This is a genomic window from Kocuria sediminis (assembly GCF_009735315.1).
Taxonomy (GTDB): Bacteria; Actinomycetota; Actinomycetes; order Actinomycetales; family Micrococcaceae; genus Kocuria; species Kocuria turfanensis.
Genome location: NZ_WOGU01000003.1, coordinates 226,850 through 253,120 on the forward strand (window position 1 = coordinate 226,850; position 26,271 = coordinate 253,120).

The following is a 26,271-nucleotide window of genomic DNA, read 5'->3' on the forward strand; positions in this document are numbered from 1 at the left end:
TCAGTGGTCCCCGGAGGACGGGAACGCGAAGGACGCCCCGGAGGCGTGGTGCGGCTCGGGCCAACGCTCGGTGACGGCCTTGCCCCGGGTGTAGAAGCGCACGCCGTCGGGGCCGTAGATGTGGTGGTCGCCGAACAGGGAGGCCTTCCAGCCGCCGAAGGAGTGCCAGGCCACGGGCACCGGGATCGGCACGTTGACCCCGATCATGCCCACGGTCACCCGCCGCTTGAACTGGCGGGCGTAGGCCCCGGAGGAGGTGAAGATCGCGGTGCCGTTGCCGTAGGGGTTGGCGTTGATGATCTCGATGCCCTCGTCGAGGGTGTCCACGCGCAGGACGACCAGCACGGGGCCGAAGATCTCCTCCTCGTAGGCCTCCATGTCCTGGCGGACCTTGTCGAGCACGGTCGGGCCCACGAAGAAGCCGTTCTCGTGGTCCTTCACGATCAGGTCGCGCCCGTCCACGACCACCGCCGCGCCGGCCTCCTCGGCCGCCGTCACGATCCGCACCACCCGGTCCCGGGAGGCGGGGGTGATGACCGGACCCATGTCGGAGGAGGCGTCCATGCCGTTGCCCACGGTGATGTCCTTCGCCCGCTCCGCGAGCTTGTCCACGAGCAGGTCCGCGGCCTCCCCGACGGCCACGGCCACCGAGACGGCCATGCAGCGCTCCCCGGCGGAGCCGAAGGCGGCCGCCGTGAGGTTGTCGGCCGCGGAGTCCATGTCGGCGTCGGGCAGGACGATGGCGTGGTTCTTCGCCCCGCCGAGGGCCTGGACCCGCTTGCCGTGCTTGGTGGCGGTCTCGTGCACGTACTGGGCGATCGGGGTGGAGCCCACGAAGGAGATGCCGTCGACGTCCGGGTGGGTCAGCAGCCCGTCCACGGCCTCCTTGCCGCCGTGCAGGACCTGGAAGACGCCGTCCGGCAGCCCGGCCCGCTGCCACAGCTCGGCGATCAGCAGGGACGGGGACGGGTCCCGCTCGGAGGGCTTGAGGATGAACGCGTTGCCGGTGGCGATGGCCACGGGGGCCATCCACAGCGGCACCATGACGGGGAAGTTGAACGGGGTGATGCCGGCGACCACGCCCAGGGGCTGGCGGAAGGAGTAGACGTCGATGCCGGTGGAGAACTGGTCGGAGAACTCCCCCTTGAGCTGCTCGGCGATCCCGCAGGCGAACTCGACGACCTCCAGGCCGCGGCCCACCTCGCCCTTGGCGTCGGAGAGGACCTTGCCGTGCTCGGCGGTGATCAGGGCGGCCAGCTCGTCGGTGTGGGCGGCCACCAGCTCGCGGAACTTGAACAGCACCGCGGTGCGCTTGGCCAGGGACACGTCGCCCCACGAGTCGGCCGCGGCGCGGGCCGCGGCCACCGTGGCCTGCAGGTCCTCGGCCGTGGCCAGGTGCAGGATGCCCGAGACCTCGCCGGTGGCGGGGTTGTAGATCTCCTGGGTGCGGTCCCCGGAGCCGGGCGTGCGCGCCCCGGCGATGAAGTGCTCGACGTGCTGGGTCTGCTGCTGGGTCTGCTGCGTCATGGGTTCCTCCTTCAGTTCCCGAGCAGCGGACGCTGCCGGGCCTTGTGCTGCTGGTAGACCTCGTAGGCCTCGTTCGTGGAGTCGAGGGTGGCGGTGCCCGTGACGGGCACGTCCCACCAGGACTCGGAGCTGGGCGCGTCGATCAGCGGGTCGGACTCGACGTGCACGAGCACCGGGCCGGAGCCCTCGGGCGCCGCCTTGGCCTGCTCGACGGCCGCCTTCAGCCGCTCGATCACGCCGTCGCCGGACTCGACCCGCAGCACCCGCACGCCGAGGGACTCGGCGTTGGTGGCGAGGTCGATCGGCAGCGTGGCGCCCTCGTCGAAGCTGTGCCGCTCCCCGTCGAGGTAGCGGTACTTCGTGCCGAAGCGCTGGGAGCCCAGCTGCTCGGACAGCGCGCCGATCGAGGCGTAGCCGTGGTTCTGGATCAGCACGACCACGAGCTTGAGGCCCTCGGCCACGGCCGTGACGAGCTCGGTGTGCATCATCAGGTACGAGCCGTCGCCGACCATGACGACGACGTCGCGGGCGTCCTGCGGGGACCCGGACTGCTCGGCCTCGGCGACCGCGGCCCGCTTGACGCCGAGCCCGCCGGCGATCTCGTAGCCCATGCACGAGAACGCGTACTCCACGTGGTAGCCGTACGGGTCCTTGACCCGCCACATCTTGTGCAGGTCCCCGGGCAGCGAGCCCGCGGCGCACACCACGACGTCGCGGTCGTCCATGGCCTCGTTGACGGCCCCGATGATCTCGTTCTGGCTGGGCAGCGGCAGGTGCCGCTCGCCGAAGGCGGCGTCCACGGTGGCGTCCCAGCGCTGCTTCTCGGCCTCGACGGTCGCCGCCAGGTCCCCGCCGACCCGGTACCCGCCGAGCGCCTTCGTCAGCTCGAGGAGGGTCTTGCGGGCGTCGGCGACGATCGGGACGGAGCTGCCCTGCTTGTAGGCGTCGAACGCCGCGACGTTGACGTTGACGAAGCGCACGTCCGGGTGCTGGAAGGCGGTGCGCGAGGCCGTGGTGAAGTCCTCGTAGCGGGTGCCGACGCCGATCACGAGGTCGGCCTCGGCGACCACCGCGTTGGAGGCGGTGGAGCCGGTCGAGCCCACGGCGCCCAGGCACAGCGGGTGGTCCCAGTCGAGCACGCCCACGCCGGCCTGGGTGTAGGCGACGGGGATGCCGGTGGCCTCGGCGAACTCCCGCAGCGCCTCGGTGGCGAAGGCGTAGTGCACGCCGCCGCCGGCGATGACGACCGGCCGCTCGGCCGCGCGGATCGCCGCGACGGCCGCGCGGACGTCCTCCTCCTCCGGGGCGGGGCGGCGGATCCGCCACTCCCGGGGGGCGAGGAACTCCTCGGGCACCTCGAGGGCCTCCGCCTGCACGTCCTGCGGCAGCGCGATCGTCACCGCGCCGGTCTCGGCGGGGTCCGTGAGCACGCGCATGCCGGACAGCAGCGCCGAGAAGAGCTGCTCGGGACGCACCACGCGGTCGAAGAAGCGGGAGACCGGGCGGAACACGTCGTTGACCGTGATGTCGCCCGCGTCGGGGCGCTCGAGCTGCTGCAGCACGGGGTCCGGGGTGCGGGTGGCGAACTGGTCGGAGGGGAACAGCAGCGCCGGCAGCCGGTTGGTGGTGGCCAGCGCGGCGCCCGTGACCATGTTCGTGGCCCCGGGCCCGATCGAGGTGCTCACCGCGAAGGTGGCCCGGCGGCGGGTGTGCCGGGCGTAGCCGACGGCCTGGTGCACCTGGGCCTGCTCGTTGCGGCCCTGGTAGTAGGGCATGACCGTGGGGTCCTCGGCCTGGAACTGCTTGAGCGCCTGGCCCACGCCGGCCACGTTGCCGTGCCCGAAGATGCCGAACATGCCCGGGATCGTGCGCTGCCGGTACTCCTCGGCGCCGATCCGGTCCACGGTCCACTGGTTGGCCAGGAACGCGACGAGCGCCTGGGACACGGAGAGGGTGCGGGTGCTCATCGGGCGGCTCCTTCCTCGACGGGGTGGCCCTTCAGCAGGGACGCGGCGGTGGCGACGGCGCCGGCGACGTCCCCGTCCTCCGGGTACAGCAGGGTGCGCCCGACGGTGAGGCCCTGGACGCCGGGCAGGGCCAGCGCGGCCTCCCAGGTCGCGAAGACCTCGTCCGGCCGGGCGCTCGGGTCCCCGCCCAGCAGGACGGTGGGCAGCGTGGTGGCGGCCATGACCCGCTCCATCTCCTCCACCACGGGCAGCTTCATCCAGGTGTGCGACGACGTGCCGCCGAGCCCCTGGGCGATGGCCACGGACTGGATCACGGCGTCGGCGGAGAGGTCGTTGACGATCCCGGTGTCGGTGATCCGGGAGATGAACGGCTCGACCATGGCGATCAGGCCCAGCGCCGCGAGGGAGTCCACGGCGCGGGCTGTGTTCTCCAGCACCGAGGTGGTGTGCGGGTCCTCGAAGCAGATGCGGGTGAGCATCTTCCCGCCGTCGGCGCCGATCCTGTCCAGCGCCTGCGCGGTGTGCCCGGTGAAGCGGTCGTCGATCTCGTTGACCAGGCCCGGCAGGCCTCCGCGGTTCATGGAGCCGAAGACGAGCTTGCCGTCGAGGGCCCCGAGCAGCAGCAGGTCGTCGAGCACGTCCGGGGAGGCGAGGACGCCGTCCACCTGGGGGTTGGCCAGGGCGATCTGCAGCCGGTCGAGCAGGCTGCGCCGGTCGGCCATGGCGTCGTGCTCGCCGCGCACCTTGAGGGCGCCGCGGGCGGCGTGGTCGGCGGCGACCACGAAGTTCTGCCGCCCGTGCACGGGACCGGGGTGGCGGCGCCGGGAGTCGGCGGCGCGCTGGACGGCCCGGGGGTCCTCGAGCCGGATCCGGGACAGGTGCTCGTAGCGGCGCGGATCGGCCGTGTCGAGCTCGGCGGGGGACGTGGTCGTCATCGGGTGGCTCCTTCGGGAACGGCGCGGCCGCGCTCGCGCAGCAGCTGGAATACCTCGTCGGGGGTGGGCATGGCGTCCGAGCAGGAGATCCTCGACGCGACGATGGCGCCGGAGGCGTTGGCGTAGTCGAGCACCTGCTCGAGCGGCCAGCCCTGGTTGATGCCGTGGCAGAAGGCGCCGCCGAAGGAGTCCCCGGCGCCGAGGCCGTTGACCGTCTCGACGGGGACCGGGGCGGAGACCACGCGCTCGTCGCGGGTCTTGGCCATCACGCCCTCCGGGCCGAGCTTGACCACGGCGATGCGCACGCCGGCCGCGAGCAGCCGGTCGGCCTGCTCGTCGGGGGTGCCCTCCCCGACGGCCACCGCGCACTCCTTGTCGTTGCCGATGGCGATGGTCACGTGCTGCAGCAGCTCGTGCACCTGGGCCCGGGCCTCCTCCTCGGAGGCCCAGAACATCGGGCGGTAGTCGAGGTCGAGGATCGTGTGCTGGTCCGCGCGCAGCTGCTCCCGGGGGCGGGCCTGGTGCGCGGCGACGTGGGCGGAGCGGCTGGGCTCCTGGCACAGCCCGGTGACCGTGGACCACAGGATGCGCGCCTCGCGCACGGCCTCGGCGTCGATCTCCTCGGGGCGGATCTGCAGGTCCGGGGCCGTGGGGAACCGGCCGTAGAAGTACAGCGGGAAGTCCTCCGGCGGGCGGATCGCGCAGAACGTGGCGGGGGTCTGCAGCCCCGGCACGGCCGTGACGAACCGGTCGTCCACGCCGTAGCGGGTCAGCTCCCGGTGCAGGTAGGTGCCGAACGGGTCGTCGCCGGTGCGGGTGATCACCGCGGCGGACTCGCCGTGGCGGGCCGCGGCCACGGCCACGTTCGACGGGGAGCCGCCGAGGTACTTGCGGAACGTGGTCACGTCCTCGAGGCCGACCCCGACGTCGTCGGGGTAGATGTCGACGCTGATGCGCCCCAGGGTCACGACGTCGTAGCTCACGCCTTCACCTCCACTTTCTGCGCCGCGGCGGCGCGCTCGCGCATCTGTTCCAGCTGGTACCGGGAGACCTCCACGGCGTTCTCGTTCTCGGCGAAGACCGAGGAGACCATCACCGTGTCCTCGCGGTCGAGGAAGCCGTTGGCCGCGAGCCCGCCGAAGAACTCGTCCCAGTCGACGTCGCCGTCCCCGATCTTCAGGTGCTGGTGCACCCGGGCCGCGCTGCCCGGCGGGTTGGTGATGTAGCGCAGCCCGTGGGAGCGGTGGTGGTCCATGGTGTCGGCGACGTGCACCACGCGCAGCCGGTCCCCCACGGCGGCCATGATCTCCAGCGGGGCGTCCTCCATGTGGAAGGTGTGCGGCGCCACGTAGACGAAGCCGAGGTGCGGGGAGTTCACCCCGCGGATGACCCGCCACGCGGCGAGCCCCTGCTCGACGAAGTCGTCGGGGTGCGGATCGATCGCGATGTGCACGCCCTCCCGCTCGATCAGGGGCAGCAGCTCCTCCATGGAGCGGTAGAACGCGCGCTCGGACTCCTCGGCGAGCTCGGGCCGGCCCTGGAACTCGGTGTTCATCTGGGTCACGCCGAGGTCCACGGTCATCCGGATGGCGCGCTTCCAGTAGCGCACCGCGGCCTCCCGGGCGTCCGGGTCCGGGGAGGACCAGCGCAGCACCGGCAGCACCGAGGCGATCTGCACGCCGGCGTCGCGGCAGGCCCGGCGCAGGTCCGCCACGAGCCGGTCGTCGGCCTTGGGGTGGTTGAAGAAGGGCAGGAAGTCCGCGTGCGGGGTCAGCTGCAGGTACTCGTAGCCGAGCTCGGCCGCGAGCGCGGGGAACTCGAGCAGCGAGTGGGAGTGGTGGAAGGGCGTGGGGTCGAGAGCGATCTTCATGGACGGTTCTCCAGGTCTGTGGTGCCGGTGCGGGTCAGCGGACGCTCGTCCGGGAGCCGCAGCCCAGCAGGTAGGAGCGGGTGCGGGTGGCGATGGGCAGCGGGACGTCGAAGGAGGAGACCGGGTACATGTCCTGCTCGACGATGCCGAAGATCGGCCGCTCGAGGTTCTCGACCTCCGCGATCACCGCGGCGAGGTCCGGCAGGCCGGCGGGAGGCTCCACCATGACGCCGGCGAGGTTGGCGGCGGCCCAGGTGAGGTTCTCCCGGCGCACGCGCTCGAGGACCACGGGGTCGATCTGCTTCAGGTGCAGGTAGCCGATCCGCTCGGGGTACTTGCGGATCAGGTCCACCGAGGACGCCCCGCCGTACTCGGCGTGGCCGGTGTCCAGGCACAGGGTCACGAGCTCGGGATCGGTGCGCTGCAGGAACGTCTCGATGTCGGGCTGGCCGCACACGTGGGAGTCCGCGTGGGAGTGGAACTGCTGCTGGAGACCGAAGTCCTCGCGCAGCACCTTGCCCAGCCGGTCGTGGCCCTCGCACAGGGCGTTCCACTGCTCGGTGCTCAGGTGCTCGTTCTCGAGCGCCTCGCCCGTCACGTCGTCGCGCCACATGGCGGGGATGACCACGATGTGCTCGCCACCCATGGCGGCCGTCAGCTCGGCGACCATCCGGGCGGGCTCCCACGCCTCCTGCCACTGGTCGGCGCCGCGGTGGAAGGCGGTGAAGACGGTGCCCGCCGAGACCTTCAGGTTCCGCTGCGCGAGCTCGTCGGCGAGCCGGGCGGGATCGGTGGGCAGGTAGCCGTAGGGCCCCAGCTCGATCCAGGAGTACCCCGCCTCGGCCACCTCGTCGAGGAAGCGCTCCCACGGGGTCTGTTGCGGGTCGTCGGGGAACCACACGCCCCACGAGTCCGGGGCCGTGCCGATGAGCACGGGGTTCTTCTGCTGCGCCGCCGCGCCGGCGGTCGCGGTGGTCGCGTTCTGCTGCGCCATGATGACCTGCTTCCTGGTTCTGGTTCCGGGTCACCGCCACGGTCCGTCGTCCGGGCGACGGGGCGACCAGTGGTCGGGATCACAACCAGAATACCGATCCAGGTCAGTTTGTAAAGACATACCGTCTTATGCGTCCCGCGGCCTCCGCGCACGGCGGCGCACCCGCACCGCCGACCCCGCGGTGGCGTGCCGGCACCCGGCCCGCCGCCGCCCGCGTCGACCGGAAACCCCATATGTAAATATGTCTTGACATACCGGCCGGGCGGCGCGATGGTGGAGGAGCTCCGGCACCGTGCGGGACCGGGCCCGCTCCGCCGGGAGCGGCGCCACGACCCGGCCACCGCCCCGTCCGGACCCGGCCGGCCCCGGAGCACCCGCCCGCGACCCTTCCGCAGCACCCGACCGAAAGGCCCTGCCGTGCCCCTCGTGCGCATCGACGTCACCGAGAACCGCCGTACCCCCGAGCAGCTGCGCGCTCTCGCCGACGTCGTCCAGGACGTCATGCTCGACACCTTCGCCGCCCCGCCCCGGGACCGCTACCAGATCATCACCGAGCACCGGCCCGGACAGATCATCGCCGAGGACACGGGCCTGGGCCTCACCCGCACCGACGACCTCGTCGTGGTCCAGGTGGTCCAGCAGGGCCGCAGCGAGGCCCAGAAGCAGGCCATGTACCGGGCCCTGGCCGACCGCCTCGAGCAGCGGACCGGCCTGGACCCGCAGGACCTGATCGTCTCCGTCACCGAGAACACCCGCGAGGACTGGTCCTTCGGCCGGGGCGTCGCCCAGTTCCTCACCGGGGAGCTCTGAGCCGCGCGAGCCCGCGCACACGGGAAGGCCCCGTCCACGACCATCGTGGACGGGGCCTTCCCGTGTGCCGGTCGACGGGCCGGGGCCCGCCGGGTCACTTGCCCTCGAAGATCTCCCGCATCAGCTGGGCGGTCTCGGACGGCGTCTTGCCGACCTTCACGCCCGCCGCCTCGAGAGCCTCCTTCTTGGCCTGGGCGGTGCCCGAGGAGCCCGAGACGATCGCCCCGGCGTGGCCCATGGTCTTGCCCTCGGGGGCCGTGAAGCCGGCGACGTAGCCGACGACCGGCTTCGTGACGTTGGCCTTGATGAAGTCCGCGGCACGCTCCTCGGCGTCGCCGCCGATCTCGCCGATCATCACGATGGCCTCGGTCTCGGGGTCCGCCTCGAACGCCTCGAGGGCGTCGATGTGGGTGGTCCCGATGATCGGGTCGCCGCCGATGCCGATGGCGGTGGTGAACCCGATGTCCCGCAGCTCGTACATCATCTGGTAGGTCAGGGTGCCGGACTTGGAGACCAGGCCGATCTTGCCCTTGCCGGTGATGTTCGCGGGGGTGATCCCCACCAGCGACTCGCCCGGGGTGATGATGCCGGGGCAGTTGGGGCCGATGATCCGGGTGGTCTGCTTGCCGTTCGCGTCGGTCTTCGACTGCGCGTAGGCCCAGAACTCCGCGGAGTCCTGCACCGGGATGCCTTCGGTGATGACCACGACGAGCGGGACCTCGGCGTCGATGGCCTCGATCACGGCGTCCTTGGTGAAGGCCGGCGGCACGAAGACGATCGACACGTCGGCGCCGGTCTTCTCGACGGCCTCGGCGACGGTCCCGAAGACCGGCAGCTCGACGTCGTTGCCGTCCTTGTCCTGGTGGGCCACGGTGGTGCCGGCCTTGCGGGCGTTGACCCCGCCCATGACCTGGGTCCCCGCGGCGAGCATCCGGCCGGTGTGCTTGGTGCCCTCGCCGCCGGTGATGCCCTGAACGATGACCTTGGAGTCCTTGTTCAAAAAGATAGACATTGCTGTTCGTTCCTTAGCTGTGTTCGTCCGGTCGGCGGATCAGTTGGCGGCGTGGGCGAGCTCGGCCGCCTTGTCCGCGCCCTCGTCCATCGTCTCGGCGAGGGTGACCAGCGGGTGGTTGGCCGCGGCGAGGATGCGGCGGCCCTCCTCGACGTTGTTGCCGTCCAGGCGGACCACGAGCGGCTTGTCCTCCTCGTCGCCGAGGATCTCCAGGGCCTTCACGATGCCGTTGGCCACGGCGTCGCAGGCGGTGATCCCGCCGAAGACGTTGACGAACACGGACTTGACCTGCGGGTCGTTGAGGATGACGTCGAGACCCGCGGCCATGACCTCGGCCGAGGCGCCGCCGCCGATGTCGAGGAAGTTGGCCGGCTTGACGTTGCCGTGCTTCTCCCCGGCGTAGGCGACGACGTCCAGGGTGGACATGACCAGGCCCGCGCCGTTGCCGATGATGCCGACCTCGCCGTCGAGCTTGACGTAGTTGAGGTCGTGCTCCTTGGCCTTCTCCTCGAGGGGGTCGGCGCTGGACTTGTCGGCGAGCGCGGCGTGGTCGGCCTGACGGAACTCGGCGTTCTCGTCGAGGGTGACCTTGCCGTCGAGAGCGATGATCTGCCCGTCGCCGGTCTTGACCAGCGGGTTGACCTCCACGAGGGTGGCGTCCTCCTTCTTGAAGACGTCCCACAGCGTGACCAGGACCGGCACGACCTTGGCGGCGGTCTCCTCGTCGAACTTCGCCTGGGCCACGATCTCGCGGGCCTTGGCCTCGGTGATCCCCTCGGTGGGGACGACCTCGACGCGGGCGAGGGCCTCGGGCCGCTCCACGGCGAGCTGCTCGATCTCCACGCCGCCCTCGACGGAGCACATGGCCAGGTAGGAGCGGTTGGCGCGGTCCAGCAGGATCGAGAAGTAGTACTCCTCGGCGATGTCGGCGCCCTGGGCGATCATCACCCGGTGGACCGTGTGGCCCTTGATGTCCATGCCGAGGATCTGCTGGGCGTACTCGTAGGCCTCGTCAGCGGTCTTGGCGACCTTCACGCCACCGGCCTTGCCGCGCCCTCCCACCTTGACCTGCGCCTTCACGACGGTGACCCCGCCGATCTTCTCGGCGGCGGCCCTTGCTTCTTCCGGGGTGGTCGCGACGATGCCCTGGAGCACGGGGACGCCGTGCTTCTCGAACAGGTCTCGTGCCTGGTATTCGAACAGGTCCACGGGTGAATGCCCTTCTTCGTCGAAGTCGTGGATCGGCGACGGCCCGGGCAGTAGGCGGGTCGTCCTCCGACCTGATGGTGAACGGAGCGCCGCGCATCCCCGGGCCGAGGCCAGAGGGACGCGTCCGGACCGTTCCGCGGAGCCGTTCCCGGGCGCGGGACGTGCCGGGGCACTCCCTGTACGAGACTGTAGTCCATGCTGAATCGGCGGCCACAACCGGGCCCGCGCACGAGTTCCCCGGCGTTTCTTGATTGACTGGCCCCATGAGCTCCGTCGACACCCCCGAGAACCGGGCGTTCGCCCCCGCCGACCCCGGCTTCCTCGTCTCCATCGCGACCTTCGCCTTCGTGGCCCTGGGCCTGGAGGCCGTGGTCGACGGGACGGTGCTCACGCTCACCGGGGAGATCCCCGACGTGTACCCCCTGGGCTGGCAGGTCTTCGCCTGGCTGTGCCTGGGCGCGGTCTGGCTCGGGATCCAGCGCGGGCTCGTGGCCTGGCTGCGCCACCGGGCCGCGGACCCCGCCGCCCCGCAGCAGCCCCCCGCGCCCTCTCCCGCCCTCGACCACCGGCGCACCACCACCGCGCTCGTGCTCTTCGTGCTGGCCGTCCTGCTCGGGGTGATCCTGCCGGTCTTCCTCGTGGGGCAGTGGCGGCTCCAGCCGGTCCAGCTCTACCTCGACCTCTACGCCGACTACGGCGGGGGCGCCTGGCTGGGCATGGTGGGCTTCGCGGCCTACCACGTGGGCCGATCCCTGCTGCTGGCCCTCGTCCTGACGTGCGTGCAGCGGGCGGTGGAGCTGCGCCGGCCGGGCCGCTGGACGCAGGCGGCCCCGATGGGCGGGCTCGTCCTAGGCGTCCTGCTCGCCCTGCCCGGCCTGGTCCTGGGCGGATGGGCCTCCGCGGCCACGGCGCTGGTCTGCTGCACGCTGCTGGGGATGGTGCACAACCTCACCGGCCGGTCGCTGCGCTGGACGGGTCCCGCGGCGGTCGTGGTGCTCCTGTTCGTCTAGACGGCACCGGCCGGGCCGCTCACCCCGCCCCGGGCGGTGCGGCGGGAGACCGTCCCCCGGCGCGCCCGCCGCCCCTGCACGCCGTGCCACCCTCGAGCCCGGTGTCCCGGGAGCCGGCCGGGGCCACCCCGGCGTCGTGAAATGTTGCGGCGATCACAGGAATTTCTCGCAGAGGGTTTCCCGCCCCCCGCATATGTCCTAACATAATGACATCCGAACCAGTGAGACGTGCGTCACTCCCCGAGGGACGCACCGACCCTGCGGCATCATCACTGTGCAGAGCGCACCGGTTGCGCACGAACAAAGGAACCTTCGATGGCCACATCGTCACCACGGGAGACAGCGGCTGCGCTGCCTCCGCTGACCTCCGGACCGCATCGCAAGCGTCTCGGCCTCATCTCCATCGTGGCCTGCTTCGGCGGTCTGCTCTTCGGCTACGACACCGGCGTGATCAACGGTGCGCTGCGTCCCATGTCGGAGGAGCTCGGCCTGACGCCGTTCACGGAGGGCGTGGTCACCAGCTCGCTCGTCTTCGCCGCCGCTGTCGGCGCGCTCTCCGGAGGCCGCATCTCCGACGCCTGGGGGCGCCGGCGGACCATCCTCCTGCTCTCCGTCCTGTTCTTCGTCGGGACGATGATCGTGGTGTTCACGCCCGGCTACGAGGTGCTGGTCGCCGGGCGCGTGTGCCTCGGGCTCGCCGTCGGCGGGGCCTCCGCCGTGGTGCCCGTCTTCCTCGCGGAACTGGCTCCCTACGAGATCCGCGGCTCGATCGCGGGCCGCAACGAGGTGGCCATCGTGATCGGCCAGCTCGCGGCGTTCGTGATCAACGCGATCATCGGCAACGTCTTCAGCGAGTCCCCGAGCGTGTGGCGCGTCATGTTCGCGATCTCCGCGCTGCCGGCCGTGGCGCTGTTCATCGGCATGCTGCGGATGCCGGAGTCCCCGCGGTGGCTGGTGGAGAAGGGCCGCCACCGGGAGGCCCTGGAGGTGCTCAAGACGGTGCGCTCCGAGGAGCGGGCGATCGCCGAGCTCGGCGAGGTGGAGCACGTGGCGGAGGAGGAGCGCGCCGAGCACCAGATCGGCCTGGGCGCCATCCTGTCCAACAAGAACCTGATCCGGATCCTGCTCGTGGGCATCGGGCTGGGCATCGCCCAGCAGCTCACCGGCATCAACTCGATCATGTACTACGGCCAGATCGTGCTGATCGAGTCCGGGTTCAGCGCCAACGCGGCCCTGATCGCCAACATCGCCCCTGGCGTGATCGCCGTGGTCGGCGGCTTCATCGCCCTGTACCTCATGGACCGGCTCGACCGGCGCAAGACCTTCATGATCGGTCTGACCCTCACCACCACCTGCCACCTGCTGATCGGCGCCTCCTCGATGCTGCTGGAGGAGGGCAACCCGCTGCGGCCCTTCGTGATCCTGGCCCTGGTGGTGGCCTTCGTCGGCTCCATGCAGACCTTCCTCAACGTCGCCGTGTGGGTCTACCTCTCCGAGGTGTTCCCGCTGCACATGCGCGGGGTGGGGATCGGCGTGTCCGTGTTCATGCTGTGGGTGGCCAACGGCGTGCTCTCCCTCTACTTCCCCTCCCTGGTCGCCGCGGTGGGGATCACGGGCACGTTCTTCCTCTTCGCCGGGGTCGGGGCGCTGGCGCTGCTCTTCGTCTACACCCAGGTCCCCGAGACCCGCGGACGCACGCTGGAGGCGCTGGAGGAGGACGTGACCACCGGCGCGATTTACACGGTCAAGGCGCCGAACTCCTAGGCGGCCGCCGGCCACGAGGACCTCGTGGCGCGGAAGAGCCCCCGGCTGCGGTGGGGTCCCTCGGAGGACCCCACCGCAGCCGGGGGCTCTTCCGTTCCTCCGGGGCCTCCGCAGGCCCGGCCCGCTGCGCGGCGGCGCCCACGTCACGCAGGAGCCGCGGCGGGCACCCGCGGGCCCGGAGCTGGTTCAGCCGACCTTGGTCAGGGGGGCGTAGCGCAGCAGCAGCCGCTTCTCGTCCCCGCCGAAGCGCACCTTGGCCACGGTCTTGTCCCCGGCCCCCTCCACGGACACCACGGTCCCCTTGCCGAAGGCCTTGTGGTCCACGGTGTCCCCGACGGACAGGCTCGGGATCTCCTTGTTGGGCTGCACCCGCCCCGCCGCGGTGGCCCGGGACGGCGCCATCCGCTCGTAGGCGGCGTTCGAGGAGGCCGCCGCGCCCCAGTACGAGCCGCGCATCGCGTCCCGCTGGCCGGAGCCTCCGGCGTGCAGGGAGGAGCCCCAGGAGGCCGGGGCCGAGGACCCCTCCCGCTTCCACTCGAGCAGCTCCGCCGGGATCTCGTCGAGGAACGGGCTGGCCGGGTTGTACTGGGACTGCCCCCACATCGAGCGGAACTCGGAGCGGGTGAGGTAGAGGCGCTCCCGGGCGCGGGTCAGGCCCACGTAGGCGAGGCGCCGCTCCTCCTCCATCTCCTTCTCGTCCGTGAGGGAGCGCTGGTGCGGGAACAGCCCGTGCTCCATGCCGGTGAGGAAGACCACGGGGAACTCGAGGCCCTTGGCCGTGTGCAGGGTCATGAGGGTGACCACGCCCTGGGCGCGGGCCTCGGCGACCTCCGCCGCGATCTGCTCGGCGCTCGGGCCGTCCTCGGAGGACCCCGCGGGCCGGTTGGGGATCTGGTCCGCGTCGGCCACGAGCGAGACGTGCTCGAGGAACTCGGGCAGCCCGGCGTCGGGGTTGTCCCGCTCGAACTCCCGGACCACGGCCACGAGCTCGGCGAGGTTCTCCACGCGGGACTCGTCCTGCGGGTCGGAGGACCCGCGCAGCGCGGCGAGGTAGCCGGACTGCTCGAGCACCGCCTCGAGCACCGTGGCGGCACCGGAGGCCTCCGCGACCGAGGCGAGGTCGTCCATCAGCTGCACGAACGCCCTGACCGCGTTCAGCGAGCGGGTGGCCATCCCGGGGGCCTCGTCGGCGCGGCGCAGCGCGTCCATGAAGGAGATCCGCTCGCGCTCGGCGAGCGCGGCCGCCGCCCCCTCGGCGCGGTCGCCGATGCCGCGCCTGGGCTCGTTGACGATGCGGCGGACGTTGATGTCGTCGTCCGGGTTCACGATCGAGCGCAGGTAGGACAGGGCGTCCTTGATCTCCTTGCGCTCGTAGAAGCGGGTGCCGCCCACCACCTTGTACGGCAGGCCCACGCGCATGAGGATCTCCTCGAGGGAGCGGGACTGGGCGTTGGTGCGGTAGAAGACGGCGACGTCCCCGGGACGGTAGCCGTCCTCGTCCTGGAGGCGGTCGATCTCCTCGGCGATGAACCGGGCCTCCTCGTGCTCGTTCTCCGCGGCGTAGCCGGTGATCTTCGCGCCGTCGCCGGAGGCGGTCCACAGCCGCTTGTCGCGGCGGGCCTTGTTCTTGGCGATCACCGCGTTCGCGGCGGTGAGGATGTTCTGGGTGGACCGGTAGTTCTGCTCCAGCAGGATGGTGCGCGCCTGCGGGTAGTCCTTCTCGAAGTCGACGATGTTGCGGATGTCGGCCCCGCGGAACGCGTAGATCGACTGGTCGGAGTCGCCCACGACGGTCAGCTCCGCGGGTGGCACGGGGTTCGCCCCGGGACCGGGCTCGGCGCCGGCGCCCGTGCCGACGAGCTCCCGGACCAGGGCGTACTGCGCGTGGTTGGTGTCCTGGTACTCGTCGATGAGCACGTGCCGGTACCGGCGCCGGTAGTACTCGGCGACCTGGGGGAACGCCCGGAGCATGTGCACGGTCTGGCCGATGAGGTCGTCGAAGTCCATCGCGTTGGCCGCGCGCAGCCGCTCGGTGTAGCCGCGGTAGACCTGGGCCACCGCGCTCTCGAAGGGGTCGGTCTCCGAGACGCGGGAGAGGTACGTCTCGTCGTCGACGAGCTCGTTCTTCAGCGCGGAGATCCGGTGCTGGATGCTCTTGGGGGCGAAGCGCTTCGGGTCGAGGTCGTGCTGCTTGGCCACGAGGGTGATAAGCCGCAGCGAGTCGGCGGAGTCGTAGATCGAGAAGGTCGACTTCAGGCCCACGCTGGCGGCCTCGCGCCGCAGCACCCGCACGCAGAACGAGTGGAACGTGGAGATCGACATCGACTTCGCCGACTCCCCCACCAGCTCGACCACGCGCTCGCGCATCTCGGCGGCGGCCTTGTTCGTGAACGTGATCGCCAGGATCTCGCCCTGGTGGGCCCGGCCGGTGGCCAGCAGGTGGGCGATCCGGTGGGTCAGCACGCGGGTCTTGCCGGAGCCCGCGCCGGCGACGATCAGCAGCGGCGAACCGGCGTGCTCCACGGCGGCCCGCTGCGGTTCGTTGAGGCCCTCCACGAGGGCGTCCGCGGAGACGGCGCCGCGGCGCGGGGCCGCGCTCGCGGCGGGGCGCGCCACGGAGGAGGAGGGCAGGAGCGGGTTGTCGAAGAGGTAGTCCATCGTGGTCCCAGTCTACCGAGGGCCGGTGACAGCCGGGCCGGGGTGGGGGCCGGGCTCAGACGAAGTGCAGCTCCAGCCGGTGCCGCCCGTTGTCGTCGTCGACCCACAGCTCCGAGTCGGCCACGGTCACCCGGACCGGCCGCTTCAGCCGGATCTCGTCGTCGAACTCCGCCGCCCCGGCCTCATCGCCGCCGTAGACGGTGTCCAGTTCCCGGTCCGCCAGGTCCAGGTGGCGGATGGCGTCGTTGCCGGTGTCGGCGATCACGATGGACCCGTCGTAGAGGATCTGCAGGTCCTCGGGGTGGTCCAGCTGCGCGACGTCCGCCGGCCCGTCGGCGAAGCCCGGCCCCGCCCGGCCCACCACGGTGCAGACCCGCGGGTCGCCGTCGGGCTTGTCCGTGTCGATCTCGATGCAGCGCAGGGAGGAGGAGTCGCGGTCCACGAACCAGAGGGTGCCGTTGCCGTCCTCGGTGATCGAGACGGTGGCCGCGAACGTGGCCTGCCCCGCCTTGCCGTCCCGCCGCCCGGGCTCTCCCGTGCCCGCGAACCCGTACAGCACGTCGGTGTACGGGTCCCAGCGGAACAGCCGGTGCAGCGACGGCACCGCGACGATCACGGCCGAGAGCTTGTGCGACCACACCATGTCCGTGATGGGGGCGCCGCCGAGGACGGAGCAGTCCACCGTGCGGCGCACCGTCTCGTGGTCCTTCTCGAACAGCCTCAGCGCATTGCCCTCGGTCAGCCGCATGAGCAGGCCGTCCGGGAGTCCGATGGACAGTTCCATGACCGGCACCTCCGTGTCGTCCTCGTCGCGCGCCCGGTCGTCGTCGGCCGGACCGTTCCCCCGCGGGTCGCGAGGACCGGTGCGGGTGGCCCCAGCCTACTCCTGGGTCGGGCGTCCGGCGGCGGACGCACAGCCGGACCGCCGGCCGGACCGCCGGCCGGATAATGGGGGCATGGGACTGACGCGGGCGCAGAAGGCACGCAAGCACGGCAGCGCGGCGGCCGCGGCACCGCCGCGGGGGACGCGGCTGCACGAGGTGCGGCCCGGCGAGCTGCGGCCGGACCCCGGGCGCTCGAGCACCGGGCCCCTGGTGGGAGCCGCCATGGGCGTCTCCGCGCTGCTGTGGCTGTACGTGCACGCGTGGGTGCTCCCGCAGTTCGGCGCCGCCGCCGCGGACGGCCTGCTCCTGCCCGAGTGGATGCCCGGCGGGTTCGACCAGGCCCACGCCGAACGGCTCGCCGCCGCCCTCGGCGACGAGGGACGGGCCCAGTACGAGGCCGTGCACCGCTCCTCCGGGCTGCTGGCCCCGCTCTTCGTGGGCCTGGCGTGGCTGCTCCTCGTCACCCTCCACACGGCCTCGCGCGCTCGCCGGTGGCGGCGCTCGGCGGTCGTCCTCGGTTTCGCGGCCGTCTCCCTGGCGGGCAACGCGGCGATCGACGCCGCGCTCGCGGATCCCGGCGACGCCTCGGCCGTGGCCACGGCGTCCGCCCTGGTGGTCGCGCGCTGGGTGCTGCTGGCGCTGCTGCTGGCGGTCACCGTGGCGGTGGCCGTGGAGGCGCTGCGGCGCCGGACGCCGCGGCCTCCGGCCGGCGACCCGGAGCGCCCCGCGGACCCGCTGCGCTGAGCCGCCGGGCCCGGGCGGCCGAACGCCCCGGACCGGGCGGTCCGGGGCGTTCCGGTGGTGCCCCCGATTGGATTCGAACCAACGACACCGGCTTTAGGAGAGCCGTGCTCTATCCCCTGAGCTACGGGGGCGACGCCGAACAGTCTAGGTGCTGCCCGGGAACCCCGCGAACCGTGCGCGTCTAGGATCGGTCGCATGCCCGTCTACATCGATCCGCCGCTGTGGCCCGCCCACGGGACGCACTTCTCGCACCTGGTCTCCGACTCCTCCTACGAGGAGCTGCACGCCTTCGCGCACCGGCTGGGCGTGCCCCGGCGCGCGTTCGACCGGGACCACTACGACGTGCGGGGAAGCCTCTACGACGAGGCGGTGGCCGCCGGCGCGCGGCCGGTCGAGGGACGCGAGCTCACCCGGGTGCTCCTGCGCAGCGGTCTGCGCGTGCCCGCCCGGGCGCGCCCGGAACGGATCGCCCGGGTGCTGCGCCGGCGGTGGGACGGCCGGTTCCCCGGCCTGCCGCAGGTCGGTGCGGAGCTCGTCGAGCGGTGGGGGGAGCCCCACCGGCACTACCACGGCCGCGCGCACCTGCTGGCGGTCCTCGAGGCCCTCGAGGAGCTGGTCGCCGGGGCCGGGCTGGACCGGCGGCAGCACGACGCGCTCCTGCTGGGCGCCTGGTTCCACGACGCCGTCTACGCCGGCCGGCCCGGGCAGGACGAGCGGGACTCCGCCGACCTGGCCCGGGACCGCCTGACCGCGGCCGGTCTCGCCCCGGACGTGGTCGCCGAGGTCCGGCGTCTGGTCCTGCTCACCCTCGACCACACGGCCGCCCCTGGGGACCTCCCCGGGGCGCTCCTGCTGGACGCGGACCTCGCCGTGCTGGGGGCGGCGCCGGACGCGTACGCGGCCTACACCGCCGACGTGCGCCGGGAGTACGCGCACGTTCCCGACGCCGACTTCGCCGCCGGGCGGCTGCGGGTGCTCGAGGAGCTCTGGCGCCGGCAGCCGCTCTACCGCACGCCGGCCGCGCAGCGGCGCTGGGGCGCCCGCGCCGCCCGGAACCTGGAGGGCGAGATCGAGCAGCTGCGCACCGCCGCGGGCCGGGGCTCCCCCGCCGACGTGGAGGTCCTCACGATCACGGCGGTGTGCCTGCGCGACGACGACGGCGCACTGCTGACGGTGCGCAAGCGCGGCACGGACCGGTTCATGCTGGTGGGCGGCAAGCTCGACCCGGGCGAGACCCCCGCCGAGGCGGCCGTGCGGGAGACGGCCGAGGAGGTCGGGCTGGCGCTGCGCCCCGAGCAGCTCCGCCTGCTGGGAGAGTTCGAGGCCCCCGCCGCGAACGAGGCCGCCACGTGGGTGCGCTGCACGGTGTTCACCGCGCCCCTCACCGGGCGCCCGGAGCCCCGGGCGGAGATCGAGGAGCTGCGCTGGCAGCCGCTGGACGACGTCTCGTTCGCCGCGCTGCCGGCCGATCTGGCGCCGCTGCTCCGGGAGCACGTCATTCCCGCGCTGCTGGGCTCCCCTGCGCATCGTCCAGCTCCGCCGCGGCGCGGTGCCGCCGGTGGAGCAGGATCCCGGTGAGCAGGCCCAGCACGATGCCGATGCCGCCGAAGACGGACAGCCACATGGCGGCGTGGCCGACGAACGCGGCCACCACGAAGCCGACCACGATCCCGGGCACGGCTCCGCCGATCATGCCGTAGGCCATGTAGGCGTACTCACGGTCCAGGCTCGTGCGGGCGTTGCGGCTGAAGTCGGTGGCCATGGGTCCAGTCTATCGGCGCGGGGAGACTGCGGCCGGGCCCGGCCGGGGCCTCCGGGCGGGCGTCCGGCGGCGCCCCCGGGAGGCGGGCGGCCGGCGGCGTGCCGCGGGAACGGTGGGCGGGCGGCCGGTGGCCGCCCGGACGAACAGCGGGTGCGCGGATCCTGTCTGGCCGACCGGGAACCGCGCACCCGAAGCGATGCTCTCGCGTGCGGTCAGCGCACGCGGACGTAGACCGGGCCGGAGCCCACGTTGACGCTGTCGATGACCGTGGTGCCACCGTTCCAGCCGCCGTGCACGGCCTTGCCGCCGCCGATGTAGACGCCGATGTGGGCCGCGCCCATGCCGCCGTCGGCGTAGTAGACGAGGTCGCCGGGCTTGGCCTGGCCGGCGGAGACCTGCGTGCCGAGGCTCAGGTAGGAGGCCGGCCAGCCGTGGTGGTTGATGCCGGCGGCGCGCAGGGCGTTGGTGACCAGGGCGGTGCAGTCCTGGCCGACGCCGATCTGGCCCAGGGCGGCCGAGGAGATGGTGGCGCCCTTGCCGGAGGCGGAGCTCTGCGGGGTGACCGTGCGCTCGGCCGCCGGGGCCGCCTGCACGGCAGGCTTCGGTGCCGGAGCCGGCTTCGGGGCCGGCTTCGGGGCGGCCTGCACGGCGGGGGCGGCCTGCACGGCGGGGGCGGCCGGCGCGGCCGACTGCGGGGCCGGGGCAGGCTTCGGGGCGGCCACCGGCTTCGGCGCCGGCGCCGCCTGCGCCACGACAGGAGCCGCCTGGATCGCGGGGGCGGCCGGCTGCGGGGCCGGGGTGACGACCGGCTGCGCGGTCGGCGTCCCCGCCTGCTGCTGGACGGTCGCACGGGTCTCCGGCTCCGCCGTCTTCTGCTCCGCCTTCTTCGCGGCCTTCTGCTCCGCCTTCTGCTCGGACGCCTTCTGGGCCTTCGTCATGTGGGCGGCCGGCTCGAGGGAGACGGTGGGGGCGGCGGAGGGGGTCGCAGCGGCCACGGCGGACAGCGGGGCGTCGGCGGCGGCCTCCTGGGCCGGTGCCTCCTGGGCGGAGACGGTGGTGGCCAGCGCCAGGCCGGAGAAGGCGGCGACGGCGGCCACGGTGCGGGCCTTGCCCGAGAGGAGGGAGCCGATGCCGGTCGAGGAGTTCAGGTCACGAGTCATGGGGGGATTCAGCAGGCTTTCTGGAGGGCCGGGCGAACCTGCCGGGAGACTGCGGTGACAGCACGGATCACCCCGCGCGGGGGCGCGCGGGGTGATGCGATCTCCGGCAGCGCGGCGTTCCGGATGCGGAAGGCCGCGCACGGCGGGGGAATGGAGGAGGGATGTCCGGGGGGACGGGGCGCACAGCACCCGAGGAGACGGGGGTGCGGGGCGGACCCGGGAGTGCGGGTCGCGGTGGTCCGGGGAGGACCGGGTGTCCCCCGCGGCGACCCTGAGGCTGCCGCGGGGGACGAGCCGGATCAGCCGATCCGGTAGTAGCCGTCGAGCTGCATCGCGTTGACGGAGTGGATCTGCGTGCCCTGCGACGGGTTCAGCGCGGAGATCATCTTGCCGCCGCCGATGTAGATGCCCACGTGACCGCCGCCGTTCTGGGAGACGAGGTCGCCGGGCTGCGGGGTGGACACCGGGGTGCCGGCGGCGAACTGGGCCCAGGTGGTGCGGGGCAGGTCGATGCCGTTCTGGGCGAAGACCCACTGGGTGAAGCCGGAGCAGTCCCAGGCGCCGAAGGCGGTGCCGCCGTAGACGTAGCCGGAGCCGATGCCCTGCTGGGCGGTGCCCACGATGCCGCCGGCGGCCGCGGGGATCTCGCTCGTGGCGTTGGACTGCGGGGTCACGCTGGCGGTGGAGGCGGCCGGCTGCGCGGCGGGGGCGGGGGCCTGGTAGGCCGGGGCCGCGGGCTGCGCGGCGACGGGGGCCTCGTAGGTGTAGGAAGCCAGCGAGGCGGCGGCCGGGGCCGGGGCCGAGTAGGCGGCGCCGGAGGACGCGGGGATCTCGGCGTAGGCCTGGGCCGGGGCGATGGAGCCGACGATCGCGGCGCCGGCTGCGGCGGCGATCGTGGTGTTGCGCACGGCGTGAGAGGTGGTCTCGGCGCGGTGGCGGGCAGTGTTCTGCTTGAAAATAGCCATGGGTGTGTTCCTCCCTTTGCCTACGAGGTGAGCTGTCGGATTCGGGTGGGAGACACCCGGCCGCGGAGCGCGTGCGCTCCGGCGACTTAACCCCAAGGCCCCGGATCATCGGGACCGGAAATGGTTCCCCCGCTTCTGCCAAGCAGTTTCTGTGCATGGGCCCCGGGCACCGGCAGAATTCGGCGATGTGCACGAGGGCGCCGATCCGACCAGTGATCGGCACGCGTTGAACAATACATGACCGGTTACGGAAGTGTCACGTTTTGATCACGAACGATCACGGAATTGCATCGCACAGGGAATGGAAACCCGCGGATTGTGTCGCCCTCCGCTATCAGTGCGATGCGCCGGCGCACGGTGGAGCGAGGGTCAGGGCACCCCGGACACGGCCGCTCACCAGGGCGTTCACCGCGGACGGGGCGTCATCCGGCCGGACTGGCCGAAAGTGCCTTGTGAACGTCCCCACAAGGGTGGTCGGGTCTCGGGCCGGACCCCGCGACGTGCCCTGCGACGGGTCCCGCGCAGGGGGACGGCCGGGTGCGCGCTCAGGCGGCGAGGACCCGGATGGCCCCGGCCGTGCGCAGGTCGATCTCCGCGGACCGGCCGGTCTCGGCCACCTCGATCCGCACCCGCTGGCCCTCCACGCGGGCCCGGACCACGGCCCCGGTGAGCACGCCCACGTCGCTCAGCACGCCCAGCAGCGCGGCGTCGGCCTGCACGACCTCCGGCAGCAGCGCCACGGTGTGCGTCCCCTCCGGATCCGCGCGGGCGGCCTCGAGCAGGGAGGGGTGCCCCGCCGCCGTCGGGCTGTCCCCGACGCCCAGTGCGGCCAGACCCGGGATCGGCGTGCCGTACGGGGAGTAGCGGGGGCTGTGCAGCAAGTCCACCAGGCGCCGCTCGACCTGCTCGCTCATCACGTGCTCCCAGCGGCACGCCTCGTCGTGGACCTGAGCCAGGTCCAGTCCGATGACGTCGGCCAGCAGCCGCTCCGCCAGACGGTGCTTGCGCATCACCTGCACCGCTCGTTCGCGGCCCAGCTCGGTGAGCACCAGGGAGCGGTCGGATCCCACCGTCAGCAGTCCGTCGCGCTCCATCCGGGACACCGTCTGCGAGACGGTCGGCCCGGAGTGGTCGAGGCGCTCGACGATGCGCGCCCGCATGGGCGTGATGCCCTCCTCCTCGAGCTCGAGCACGGTCCGCAGGTACATCTCCGTCGTGTCGATCAGATCGCTCATGCCTCAGTCATCCTTCGTCCGGCCGTCCGTCCCCGGGGATCCCGCCCGGTCCGGTCTTCCCGCACGAGCTTAGTCCGCGTGCCCCCGGCGCGGAGGGGACCGCGCCCCGGCGGCGGGGGGCGGTCCCGGGTGGGGCAGAATGGGCCGGGGCCCCGCCGCGCACGCCCCTGCGCGGCCGCCGCGCCCGCCGCCCGCCGCACGTCCGTCATGAGGGAGCACCCGTTGTCCGCACACGTCACCATCCCCCAGCACCTGCTGCCCGCCGACGGCCGGTTCGGCGCCGGGCCCTCCAAGGTCCGCCCGGAGCAGGTCGACGCCGTCGCCCGGGCCGGGGCGGGGATGCTCGGGACCTCCCACCGGCAGGCACCGGTCCGGCAGCTCGTGGGCTCGGTGCGCGAGGGCCTGGCGCAGTTCCTCGGTCTCCCCGAGGGGCACGAGGTCCTGCTCGGGCTCGGCGGGGCCACCGCCTTCTGGGACGCCGCCGTCTTCGGGCTGGTCGAGCGGAAGGCCCAGCACCTGGTGTTCGGCGAGTTCGGCGCCAAGTTCGCCCAGGCCACCGGCGCCGCGCCGTTCCTGGAGGCCTCCTCGGTGCTGGAGTCCCTGCCCGGCACCCGGCCGGAGCCGCGGGCCGAGGACGGCGTGGACGTCTACGCGTGGCCCCAGAACGAGACCTCCACCGGGGTGGCCGCCCCCGTGGTGCGGCCCGCCGGCATCGCGGACGAGGCGCTGGTGCTGGTCGACGCCACCTCGGCCGCGGGCGGAATGGCCGCGGACCTCTCCGCGGCGGACGTCTACTACTTCTCCCCGCAGAAGAACCTCGGCTCCGACGGCGGGCTGTGGCTGGGGGCCTTCTCCCCCGCCGCGATCGAGCGGATCGAGCGGATCGGCGCCTCGGGCCGCTGGGTCCCCGACTTCCTGAAGCTGACCGCGGCCCTGGAGAACTCGCGCAAGGACCAGACCTACAACACCCCCGCGCTGGCCACGCTCGTGATGCTCGACGAGCAGCTGCGCTGGCTCAACGACCGGGGCGGCATGGCCTGGGCGGCGGCCCGCACGAAGGAGTCCTCCGACCTGGTCTACGCCTGGGCCGAGGCCTCCCCCTTCGCCGCCCCCTTCGTGCCCCGCCCGCAGGACCGCTCCACGGTGATCACCACGGTGGACTTCGACTCGACCGTGGACGCCGCCGCCGTGGCCGCCGTGCTGCGCGCCCACGGCGTGGTGGACGTGGAGCCCTACCGCAAGCTGGGGCGCAACCAGCTGCGGATCGCCACGTTCGTGTCGATCGAGCCCGACGACGTGGCGCGGCTGCTGGCCTGCGTGGACCACGTCGTCGACGGGCTGCGCGCGGCGGGCGGCGGACGCTAGGGGGCTCCCCCCGAGGACGCCGCCCCGGTGGCGGGGCCCTGGGCGCGCAGCCGCAGCCAGAACAGGGCGCCGACCAGGGCCCCGCCGAGCCCGGCGGCCACGGCCACGCCCATGCCCCACCGCGCCCCGAGGGCGTCCGTGATCCACCCGACCACGGGCGCCCCGATCGGGGTGCCGCCCATGAAGATGGCCATGTAGAGGCTCATCACCCGGCCGCGCATCACCGGGGAGGTGGTCGACTGCACGTAGGCGTTGGCGGTGGTCATGATCGTCAGGGAGGACAGCCCGCACGGGACCAGCCACAGCGCGAACACCGTCAGGGTGGGCGCCGTGGCCGCCCCGAGGCAGCTGAGCGCGAAGACGGCGCTGCCGCCGTAGACGTAGCGCAGCCGGGCGCTGCGCCGGCGGGCCGAGAGCAGGGCGCCCGCCACCGTGCCCACGGCGAGGATCGAGTTGAGCACCCCGAAGGTCTCCGGTCCGCGGCCGAACTCAGGACCGGCCATGGCGGCCAGGAACACGGCGAAGTTCAGCCCGAAGGTGCCGATGAGGAAGATCGTCACCAGCACCGCCACGATGTCGGGACGGCCGCCGACGTAGGCCAGCCCCTCCCGGATCTGCCCGCGCCCCCGCCCGGAGCGCGGCATCCCGCGCAGCTCCTCGGAACGGATGGCGAGGATCGCGGCGAGCATGGCGCCGAAGGTCAGCGTGTTGAGCAGGAACACCCACCCGGACCCGATCGTCGCCACGAGCACGCCGGCGGCGGCGGGACCGATCATCCGGGCCGCGTTGAACGAGGTGGAGTTCAGGGCCACGGCGTTGGAGAGGTAGTCGTCGTCGACCATCTCCGAGACGAAGGTCTGGCGCACGGGGGCGTCCAGGGTGGAGGCGACGCCGAGGGCCAGGGCGAAGGCGTAGACGAGCCCCAGGCTCGCCACCCCGGACAGCACGACCGCGCCCAGTCCCGCCGCGAGCGCGGCCATGGCCGTCTGCGTCCACAGCAGCAGGCGGCGCCGGTCCAGCCGGTCGGCGAGCACCCCCGCCCAGGGCGCCAGGAAGAGCTGGGGCAGGAACTGCAGGGCGGTCACCACGCCCATCGCGGTGGCGTCGTGGTCCGAGAGCTCGTCGAAGACCAGCCACGACTGGGCGGTGCGCTGCATCCACGTGCCGATGTTGGACACCAGGGCGCCCAGGAACCAGACGCGGTAGTTGCGGAAGCGGAAGGACCGGAACACGCCCCGGGCGGGATCGGGCGCGCCCGCGGCCGCGACGCCGCTCCGCGGGGCGCTCAGGGCCGTTCGCCGTCCGGCGACGGCCCGGACCCGGCCTGCGCGCCGGACCCGGCAGCGGACCCGCCGCCGGCCGCGACCGGCTCCTCGTCGGCGGCCTCCGGGGCCTGGCCGGCGGGCGCCGCCGCGGCGTCCTCCTCGGCGCGCTCCTGCTCCTCCTGGGCCTTCTCCTCGGGGCTCACGCGCTCGGACCAGGGCACCCACTCGGGGGCCAGCAGGGCGTCCTCCCCGGGCAGCAGGCCGACCTCGCAGACGGTCACCGCCTTGCTGCGCGGCGCCCGGGCGAGGCTCGCGAACCAGTTCCAGCCGCGGTAGCCGGGCAGGGTGCACTCGAAGAGGTGGACGACCAGCCGGTCCTCCTCGACCCGCACGCGGTGCCCGGGACCGATCTGCGACGGGTCCGCGATCTGCTCCACGCCGGCACGGGCGGTGACGACGTCGGCGATCAGCAGGGCGTCCTGCTTCGGGGCCCGGCGGCGGGCCGGTCGCGCCGGGCGGGCAGGAGGCTCGGGGGCCGCCTCGGCGGGCGCGTCCTGGACGGTCTCCTCGGTCACTGCTGGTCTCCCTCGTGGTGAGTGCTGGGTGGGGTGCCCGGGCCGGGGGCCCGGACCGGTCGGCTCAGACGTCCAGGTTGTCGGCCACGGTGCGCAGGATGGCGGCGATCTTCCGGCCGTGCGCGGAGTCCGGGTAGCGGCCGCGGTGCAGGCCGTTGGACATCTCGTCCAGGAGCTTGATGAGGTCCTCGGTGATGACCGCCATCTCCTCGGCCGGCTTGCGGACGTTCTTGGCGATCGACGGAGCCCGGTCCAGGATGCGCGCGGACAGCGCCTGCGCGCCGCGCCGCCCCTGGGCCACCCCGAACTCCATGCGCGTCCCCGGCTTCACCGTGGTGGCACCGGAGGGCAGCGCCGAGGAGGGCAGGAACACCTCCTGGCCGTCGTCGGTCGCCAGGAAGCCAAAGCCCTTCTTGGAATCGAACCACTTCACCTTGCCGGTGGGCACGCTGTCTCCCTCGTCGTCGTCCTCGTGGAAGGGCGGCCCCGCCGTCCGTGCTGCCGGGCCACCCTGTGGAACCTCCCATTCTAGCCCTGCCGCAGGCACCGGGACGCCCGCG

General features: G+C 72.9%; 22 protein-coding genes, 1 tRNA gene, 2 pseudogenes and 1 riboswitch. Of the genes and pseudogenes, 7 read left to right on the top strand and 18 right to left on the bottom strand.

What is annotated here, in order from left to right; all coding sequences use genetic code 11:
- From GMA12_RS05330 to GMA12_RS05355, 6 genes are read right to left on the bottom strand one after another with little or no spacing between them, the layout of a single operon-like run.
- Positions 1–1,527: a CoA-acylating methylmalonate-semialdehyde dehydrogenase gene (locus GMA12_RS05330; RefSeq protein ID WP_156267876.1), complete on the bottom strand. Its 1,527-nt coding sequence runs from the start codon at positions 1,525–1,527 to the stop codon at positions 1–3.
- A gap of 11 nt (positions 1,528–1,538) precedes the next feature.
- On the bottom strand, positions 1,539–3,494 hold the full coding sequence (iolD, locus tag GMA12_RS05335) for a 3D-(3,5/4)-trihydroxycyclohexane-1,2-dione acylhydrolase (decyclizing) (RefSeq protein ID WP_156267878.1): 1,956 nt from the start codon (positions 3,492–3,494) through the stop codon (positions 1,539–1,541).
- The gene (locus GMA12_RS05340; protein ID WP_156267880.1) at positions 3,491–4,429 is read right to left on the bottom strand and encodes a Cgl0159 family (beta/alpha)8-fold protein; all 939 of its coding nucleotides are present in this window, start codon (positions 4,427–4,429) and stop codon (positions 3,491–3,493) included. Before GMA12_RS05340 ends, iolD begins: the two co-directional genes overlap by 4 nt.
- Complete coding sequence (gene iolC / locus GMA12_RS05345) at positions 4,426–5,412, bottom strand: 5-dehydro-2-deoxygluconokinase (RefSeq protein ID WP_162459501.1); 987 nt, start codon at positions 5,410–5,412, stop codon at positions 4,426–4,428. Before iolC ends, GMA12_RS05340 begins: the two co-directional genes overlap by 4 nt.
- Positions 5,409–6,299 carry a sugar phosphate isomerase/epimerase family protein gene (locus tag GMA12_RS05350; protein WP_156267882.1) on the bottom strand — a complete coding sequence of 297 codons (891 nt, stop codon included), beginning with the start codon at positions 6,297–6,299 and terminating at the stop codon, positions 5,409–5,411. Before GMA12_RS05350 ends, iolC begins: the two co-directional genes overlap by 4 nt.
- Positions 6,300–6,333: 34 nt before the next feature.
- On the bottom strand, positions 6,334–7,293 hold the full coding sequence (locus GMA12_RS05355; RefSeq protein WP_156267884.1) for a sugar phosphate isomerase/epimerase family protein: 960 nt from the start codon (positions 7,291–7,293) through the stop codon (positions 6,334–6,336).
- 417 nt (positions 7,294–7,710) lie between these two features.
- On the opposite strand from GMA12_RS05355, the gene GMA12_RS19235 reads away from it, so the two are divergent.
- On the top strand, positions 7,711–8,103 hold the full coding sequence (locus GMA12_RS19235) for a tautomerase family protein (protein ID WP_162459502.1): 393 nt from the start codon (positions 7,711–7,713) through the stop codon (positions 8,101–8,103).
- Between the two features lie 94 nt (positions 8,104–8,197).
- Here GMA12_RS19235 and sucD read toward each other — a convergent pair whose 3' ends face one another.
- Together sucD and sucC are read right to left on the bottom strand one after the other, a co-directional pair.
- On the bottom strand, positions 8,198–9,115 hold the full coding sequence (gene sucD / locus GMA12_RS05365) for a succinate--CoA ligase subunit alpha (RefSeq protein WP_156267886.1): 918 nt from the start codon (positions 9,113–9,115) through the stop codon (positions 8,198–8,200).
- Between the two features lie 39 nt (positions 9,116–9,154).
- A complete protein-coding gene (gene sucC, locus GMA12_RS05370) occupies positions 9,155–10,324 on the bottom strand; it encodes an ADP-forming succinate--CoA ligase subunit beta (RefSeq protein ID WP_162459503.1) in 1,170 nt (389 codons plus the stop codon).
- A gap of 263 nt (positions 10,325–10,587) precedes the next feature.
- Between sucC and GMA12_RS05375 the strand changes: the two genes are divergently transcribed.
- Entirely contained in the window at positions 10,588–11,334 is a 747-nt protein-coding gene (locus tag GMA12_RS05375) for a hypothetical protein (RefSeq protein ID WP_156267888.1), read from the top strand.
- A gap of 315 nt (positions 11,335–11,649) precedes the next feature.
- Positions 11,650–13,098: a sugar porter family MFS transporter gene (locus GMA12_RS05380; protein ID WP_156267890.1), complete on the top strand. Its 1,449-nt coding sequence runs from the start codon at positions 11,650–11,652 to the stop codon at positions 13,096–13,098.
- 186 nt (positions 13,099–13,284) lie between these two features.
- Here the strand turns inward: GMA12_RS05380 and pcrA are convergent, their stop codons facing one another.
- Both pcrA and GMA12_RS05390 read right to left on the bottom strand, forming a co-directional pair.
- On the bottom strand, positions 13,285–15,756 hold the full coding sequence (pcrA, locus tag GMA12_RS05385) for a DNA helicase PcrA (protein WP_156267892.1): 2,472 nt from the start codon (positions 15,754–15,756) through the stop codon (positions 13,285–13,287).
- A gap of 55 nt (positions 15,757–15,811) precedes the next feature.
- Entirely contained in the window at positions 15,812–16,540 is a 729-nt protein-coding gene (locus tag GMA12_RS05390) for an NHL repeat-containing protein (RefSeq protein WP_156267894.1), read from the bottom strand.
- A gap of 172 nt (positions 16,541–16,712) precedes the next feature.
- Between GMA12_RS05390 and GMA12_RS05395 the strand changes: the two genes are divergently transcribed.
- Positions 16,713–17,384: a hypothetical protein gene (locus GMA12_RS05395; protein WP_240898612.1), complete on the top strand. Its 672-nt coding sequence runs from the start codon at positions 16,713–16,715 to the stop codon at positions 17,382–17,384.
- 55 nt (positions 17,385–17,439) lie between these two features.
- Here the strand turns inward: GMA12_RS05395 and GMA12_RS05400 are convergent.
- Positions 17,440–17,515 (bottom strand) — tRNA-Arg (locus GMA12_RS05400).
- A 64-nt stretch (positions 17,516–17,579) separates the two neighbouring features.
- Here GMA12_RS05400 and GMA12_RS18425 point away from each other — a divergent pair.
- Both GMA12_RS18425 and GMA12_RS18430 read left to right on the top strand, forming a co-directional pair.
- Positions 17,580–18,455 (top strand): annotated as a pseudogene (locus GMA12_RS18425) (DUF4031 domain-containing protein); the annotation flags it as partial.
- Between the two features lie 75 nt (positions 18,456–18,530).
- Positions 18,531–18,962: pseudogene (locus GMA12_RS18430) on the top strand (NUDIX hydrolase); the annotation flags it as partial.
- Here the strand turns inward: GMA12_RS18430 and GMA12_RS05410 are convergent.
- From GMA12_RS05410 to GMA12_RS05425, 4 genes are all read right to left on the bottom strand, one after another.
- Positions 18,880–19,146, bottom strand: coding sequence for a hypothetical protein (locus GMA12_RS05410; RefSeq protein ID WP_156267896.1), 267 nt, complete (start codon positions 19,144–19,146; stop codon positions 18,880–18,882). The pseudogene GMA12_RS18430 and the gene GMA12_RS05410 overlap by 83 nt on opposite strands.
- A 212-nt stretch (positions 19,147–19,358) precedes the next feature.
- Positions 19,359–20,306, bottom strand: coding sequence for a C40 family peptidase (locus GMA12_RS05415; RefSeq protein WP_156267898.1), 948 nt, complete (start codon positions 20,304–20,306; stop codon positions 19,359–19,361).
- Between the two features lie 299 nt (positions 20,307–20,605).
- Positions 20,606–21,271 carry a C40 family peptidase gene (locus tag GMA12_RS05420; protein WP_156267900.1) on the bottom strand — a complete coding sequence of 222 codons (666 nt, stop codon included), beginning with the start codon at positions 21,269–21,271 and terminating at the stop codon, positions 20,606–20,608.
- Positions 21,272–21,276: 5 nt separating this feature from the next.
- Positions 21,277–21,466, bottom strand: a riboswitch (cyclic di-AMP (ydaO/yuaA leader).
- A gap of 350 nt (positions 21,467–21,816) precedes the next feature.
- Positions 21,817–22,506: a metal-dependent transcriptional regulator gene (locus GMA12_RS05425; protein WP_156267902.1), complete on the bottom strand. Its 690-nt coding sequence runs from the start codon at positions 22,504–22,506 to the stop codon at positions 21,817–21,819.
- A gap of 222 nt (positions 22,507–22,728) precedes the next feature.
- On the opposite strand from GMA12_RS05425, the gene serC reads away from it, so the two are divergent.
- Positions 22,729–23,871, top strand: coding sequence for a phosphoserine transaminase (gene serC / locus GMA12_RS05430; RefSeq protein WP_370830333.1), 1,143 nt, complete (start codon positions 22,729–22,731; stop codon positions 23,869–23,871).
- On the opposite strand, the gene GMA12_RS05435 is transcribed toward serC, so the two are convergent.
- The 3 genes from GMA12_RS05435 to GMA12_RS05445 form a co-directional block, all read right to left on the bottom strand.
- Complete coding sequence (locus GMA12_RS05435) at positions 23,868–25,103, bottom strand: MFS transporter (protein ID WP_162459506.1); 1,236 nt, start codon at positions 25,101–25,103, stop codon at positions 23,868–23,870. The two genes, serC and GMA12_RS05435, sit on opposite strands and share 4 nt — an antisense overlap.
- Positions 25,104–25,156: 53 nt before the next feature.
- Positions 25,157–25,711: a DUF3027 domain-containing protein gene (locus tag GMA12_RS05440; protein ID WP_162459507.1), complete on the bottom strand. Its 555-nt coding sequence runs from the start codon at positions 25,709–25,711 to the stop codon at positions 25,157–25,159.
- A gap of 64 nt (positions 25,712–25,775) precedes the next feature.
- Positions 25,776–26,159 carry a cold-shock protein gene (locus tag GMA12_RS05445; protein WP_062736436.1) on the bottom strand — a complete coding sequence of 128 codons (384 nt, stop codon included), beginning with the start codon at positions 26,157–26,159 and terminating at the stop codon, positions 25,776–25,778.
- Positions 26,160–26,271 lie beyond the last annotated feature (112 nt).

What these genes read in the sequence shown, in the direction of transcription:
- GMA12_RS05330 (WP_156267876.1), bottom strand. Translation starts at nt 1,527, where the DNA reads ATGACGCAGCAGACCCAGCAGCAGACCCAGCACGTCGAGCACTTCATC.
- iolD (WP_156267878.1), bottom strand. Translation starts at nt 3,494, where the DNA reads ATGAGCACCCGCACCCTCTCCGTGTCCCAGGCGCTCGTCGCGTTCCTG.
- GMA12_RS05340 (WP_156267880.1), bottom strand. Translation starts at nt 4,429, where the DNA reads ATGACGACCACGTCCCCCGCCGAGCTCGACACGGCCGATCCGCGCCGC.
- GMA12_RS05350 (WP_156267882.1), bottom strand. Translation starts at nt 6,299, where the DNA reads ATGAAGATCGCTCTCGACCCCACGCCCTTCCACCACTCCCACTCGCTG.
- GMA12_RS05355 (WP_156267884.1), bottom strand. Translation starts at nt 7,293, where the DNA reads ATGGCGCAGCAGAACGCGACCACCGCGACCGCCGGCGCGGCGGCGCAG.
- sucD (WP_156267886.1), bottom strand. Translation starts at nt 9,115, where the DNA reads ATGTCTATCTTTTTGAACAAGGACTCCAAGGTCATCGTTCAGGGCATC.
- GMA12_RS05375 (WP_156267888.1), top strand. Translation starts at nt 10,588, where the DNA reads ATGAGCTCCGTCGACACCCCCGAGAACCGGGCGTTCGCCCCCGCCGAC.
- GMA12_RS05380 (WP_156267890.1), top strand. Translation starts at nt 11,650, where the DNA reads ATGGCCACATCGTCACCACGGGAGACAGCGGCTGCGCTGCCTCCGCTG.
- pcrA (WP_156267892.1), bottom strand. Translation starts at nt 15,756, where the DNA reads ATGGACTACCTCTTCGACAACCCGCTCCTGCCCTCCTCCTCCGTGGCG.
- GMA12_RS05390 (WP_156267894.1), bottom strand. Translation starts at nt 16,540, where the DNA reads ATGGAACTGTCCATCGGACTCCCGGACGGCCTGCTCATGCGGCTGACC.
- GMA12_RS05395 (WP_240898612.1), top strand. Translation starts at nt 16,713, where the DNA reads ATGGGACTGACGCGGGCGCAGAAGGCACGCAAGCACGGCAGCGCGGCG.
- GMA12_RS05410 (WP_156267896.1), bottom strand. Translation starts at nt 19,146, where the DNA reads ATGGCCACCGACTTCAGCCGCAACGCCCGCACGAGCCTGGACCGTGAG.
- GMA12_RS05415 (WP_156267898.1), bottom strand. Translation starts at nt 20,306, where the DNA reads ATGACTCGTGACCTGAACTCCTCGACCGGCATCGGCTCCCTCCTCTCG.
- GMA12_RS05420 (WP_156267900.1), bottom strand. Translation starts at nt 21,271, where the DNA reads ATGGCTATTTTCAAGCAGAACACTGCCCGCCACCGCGCCGAGACCACC.
- GMA12_RS05425 (WP_156267902.1), bottom strand. Translation starts at nt 22,506, where the DNA reads ATGAGCGATCTGATCGACACGACGGAGATGTACCTGCGGACCGTGCTC.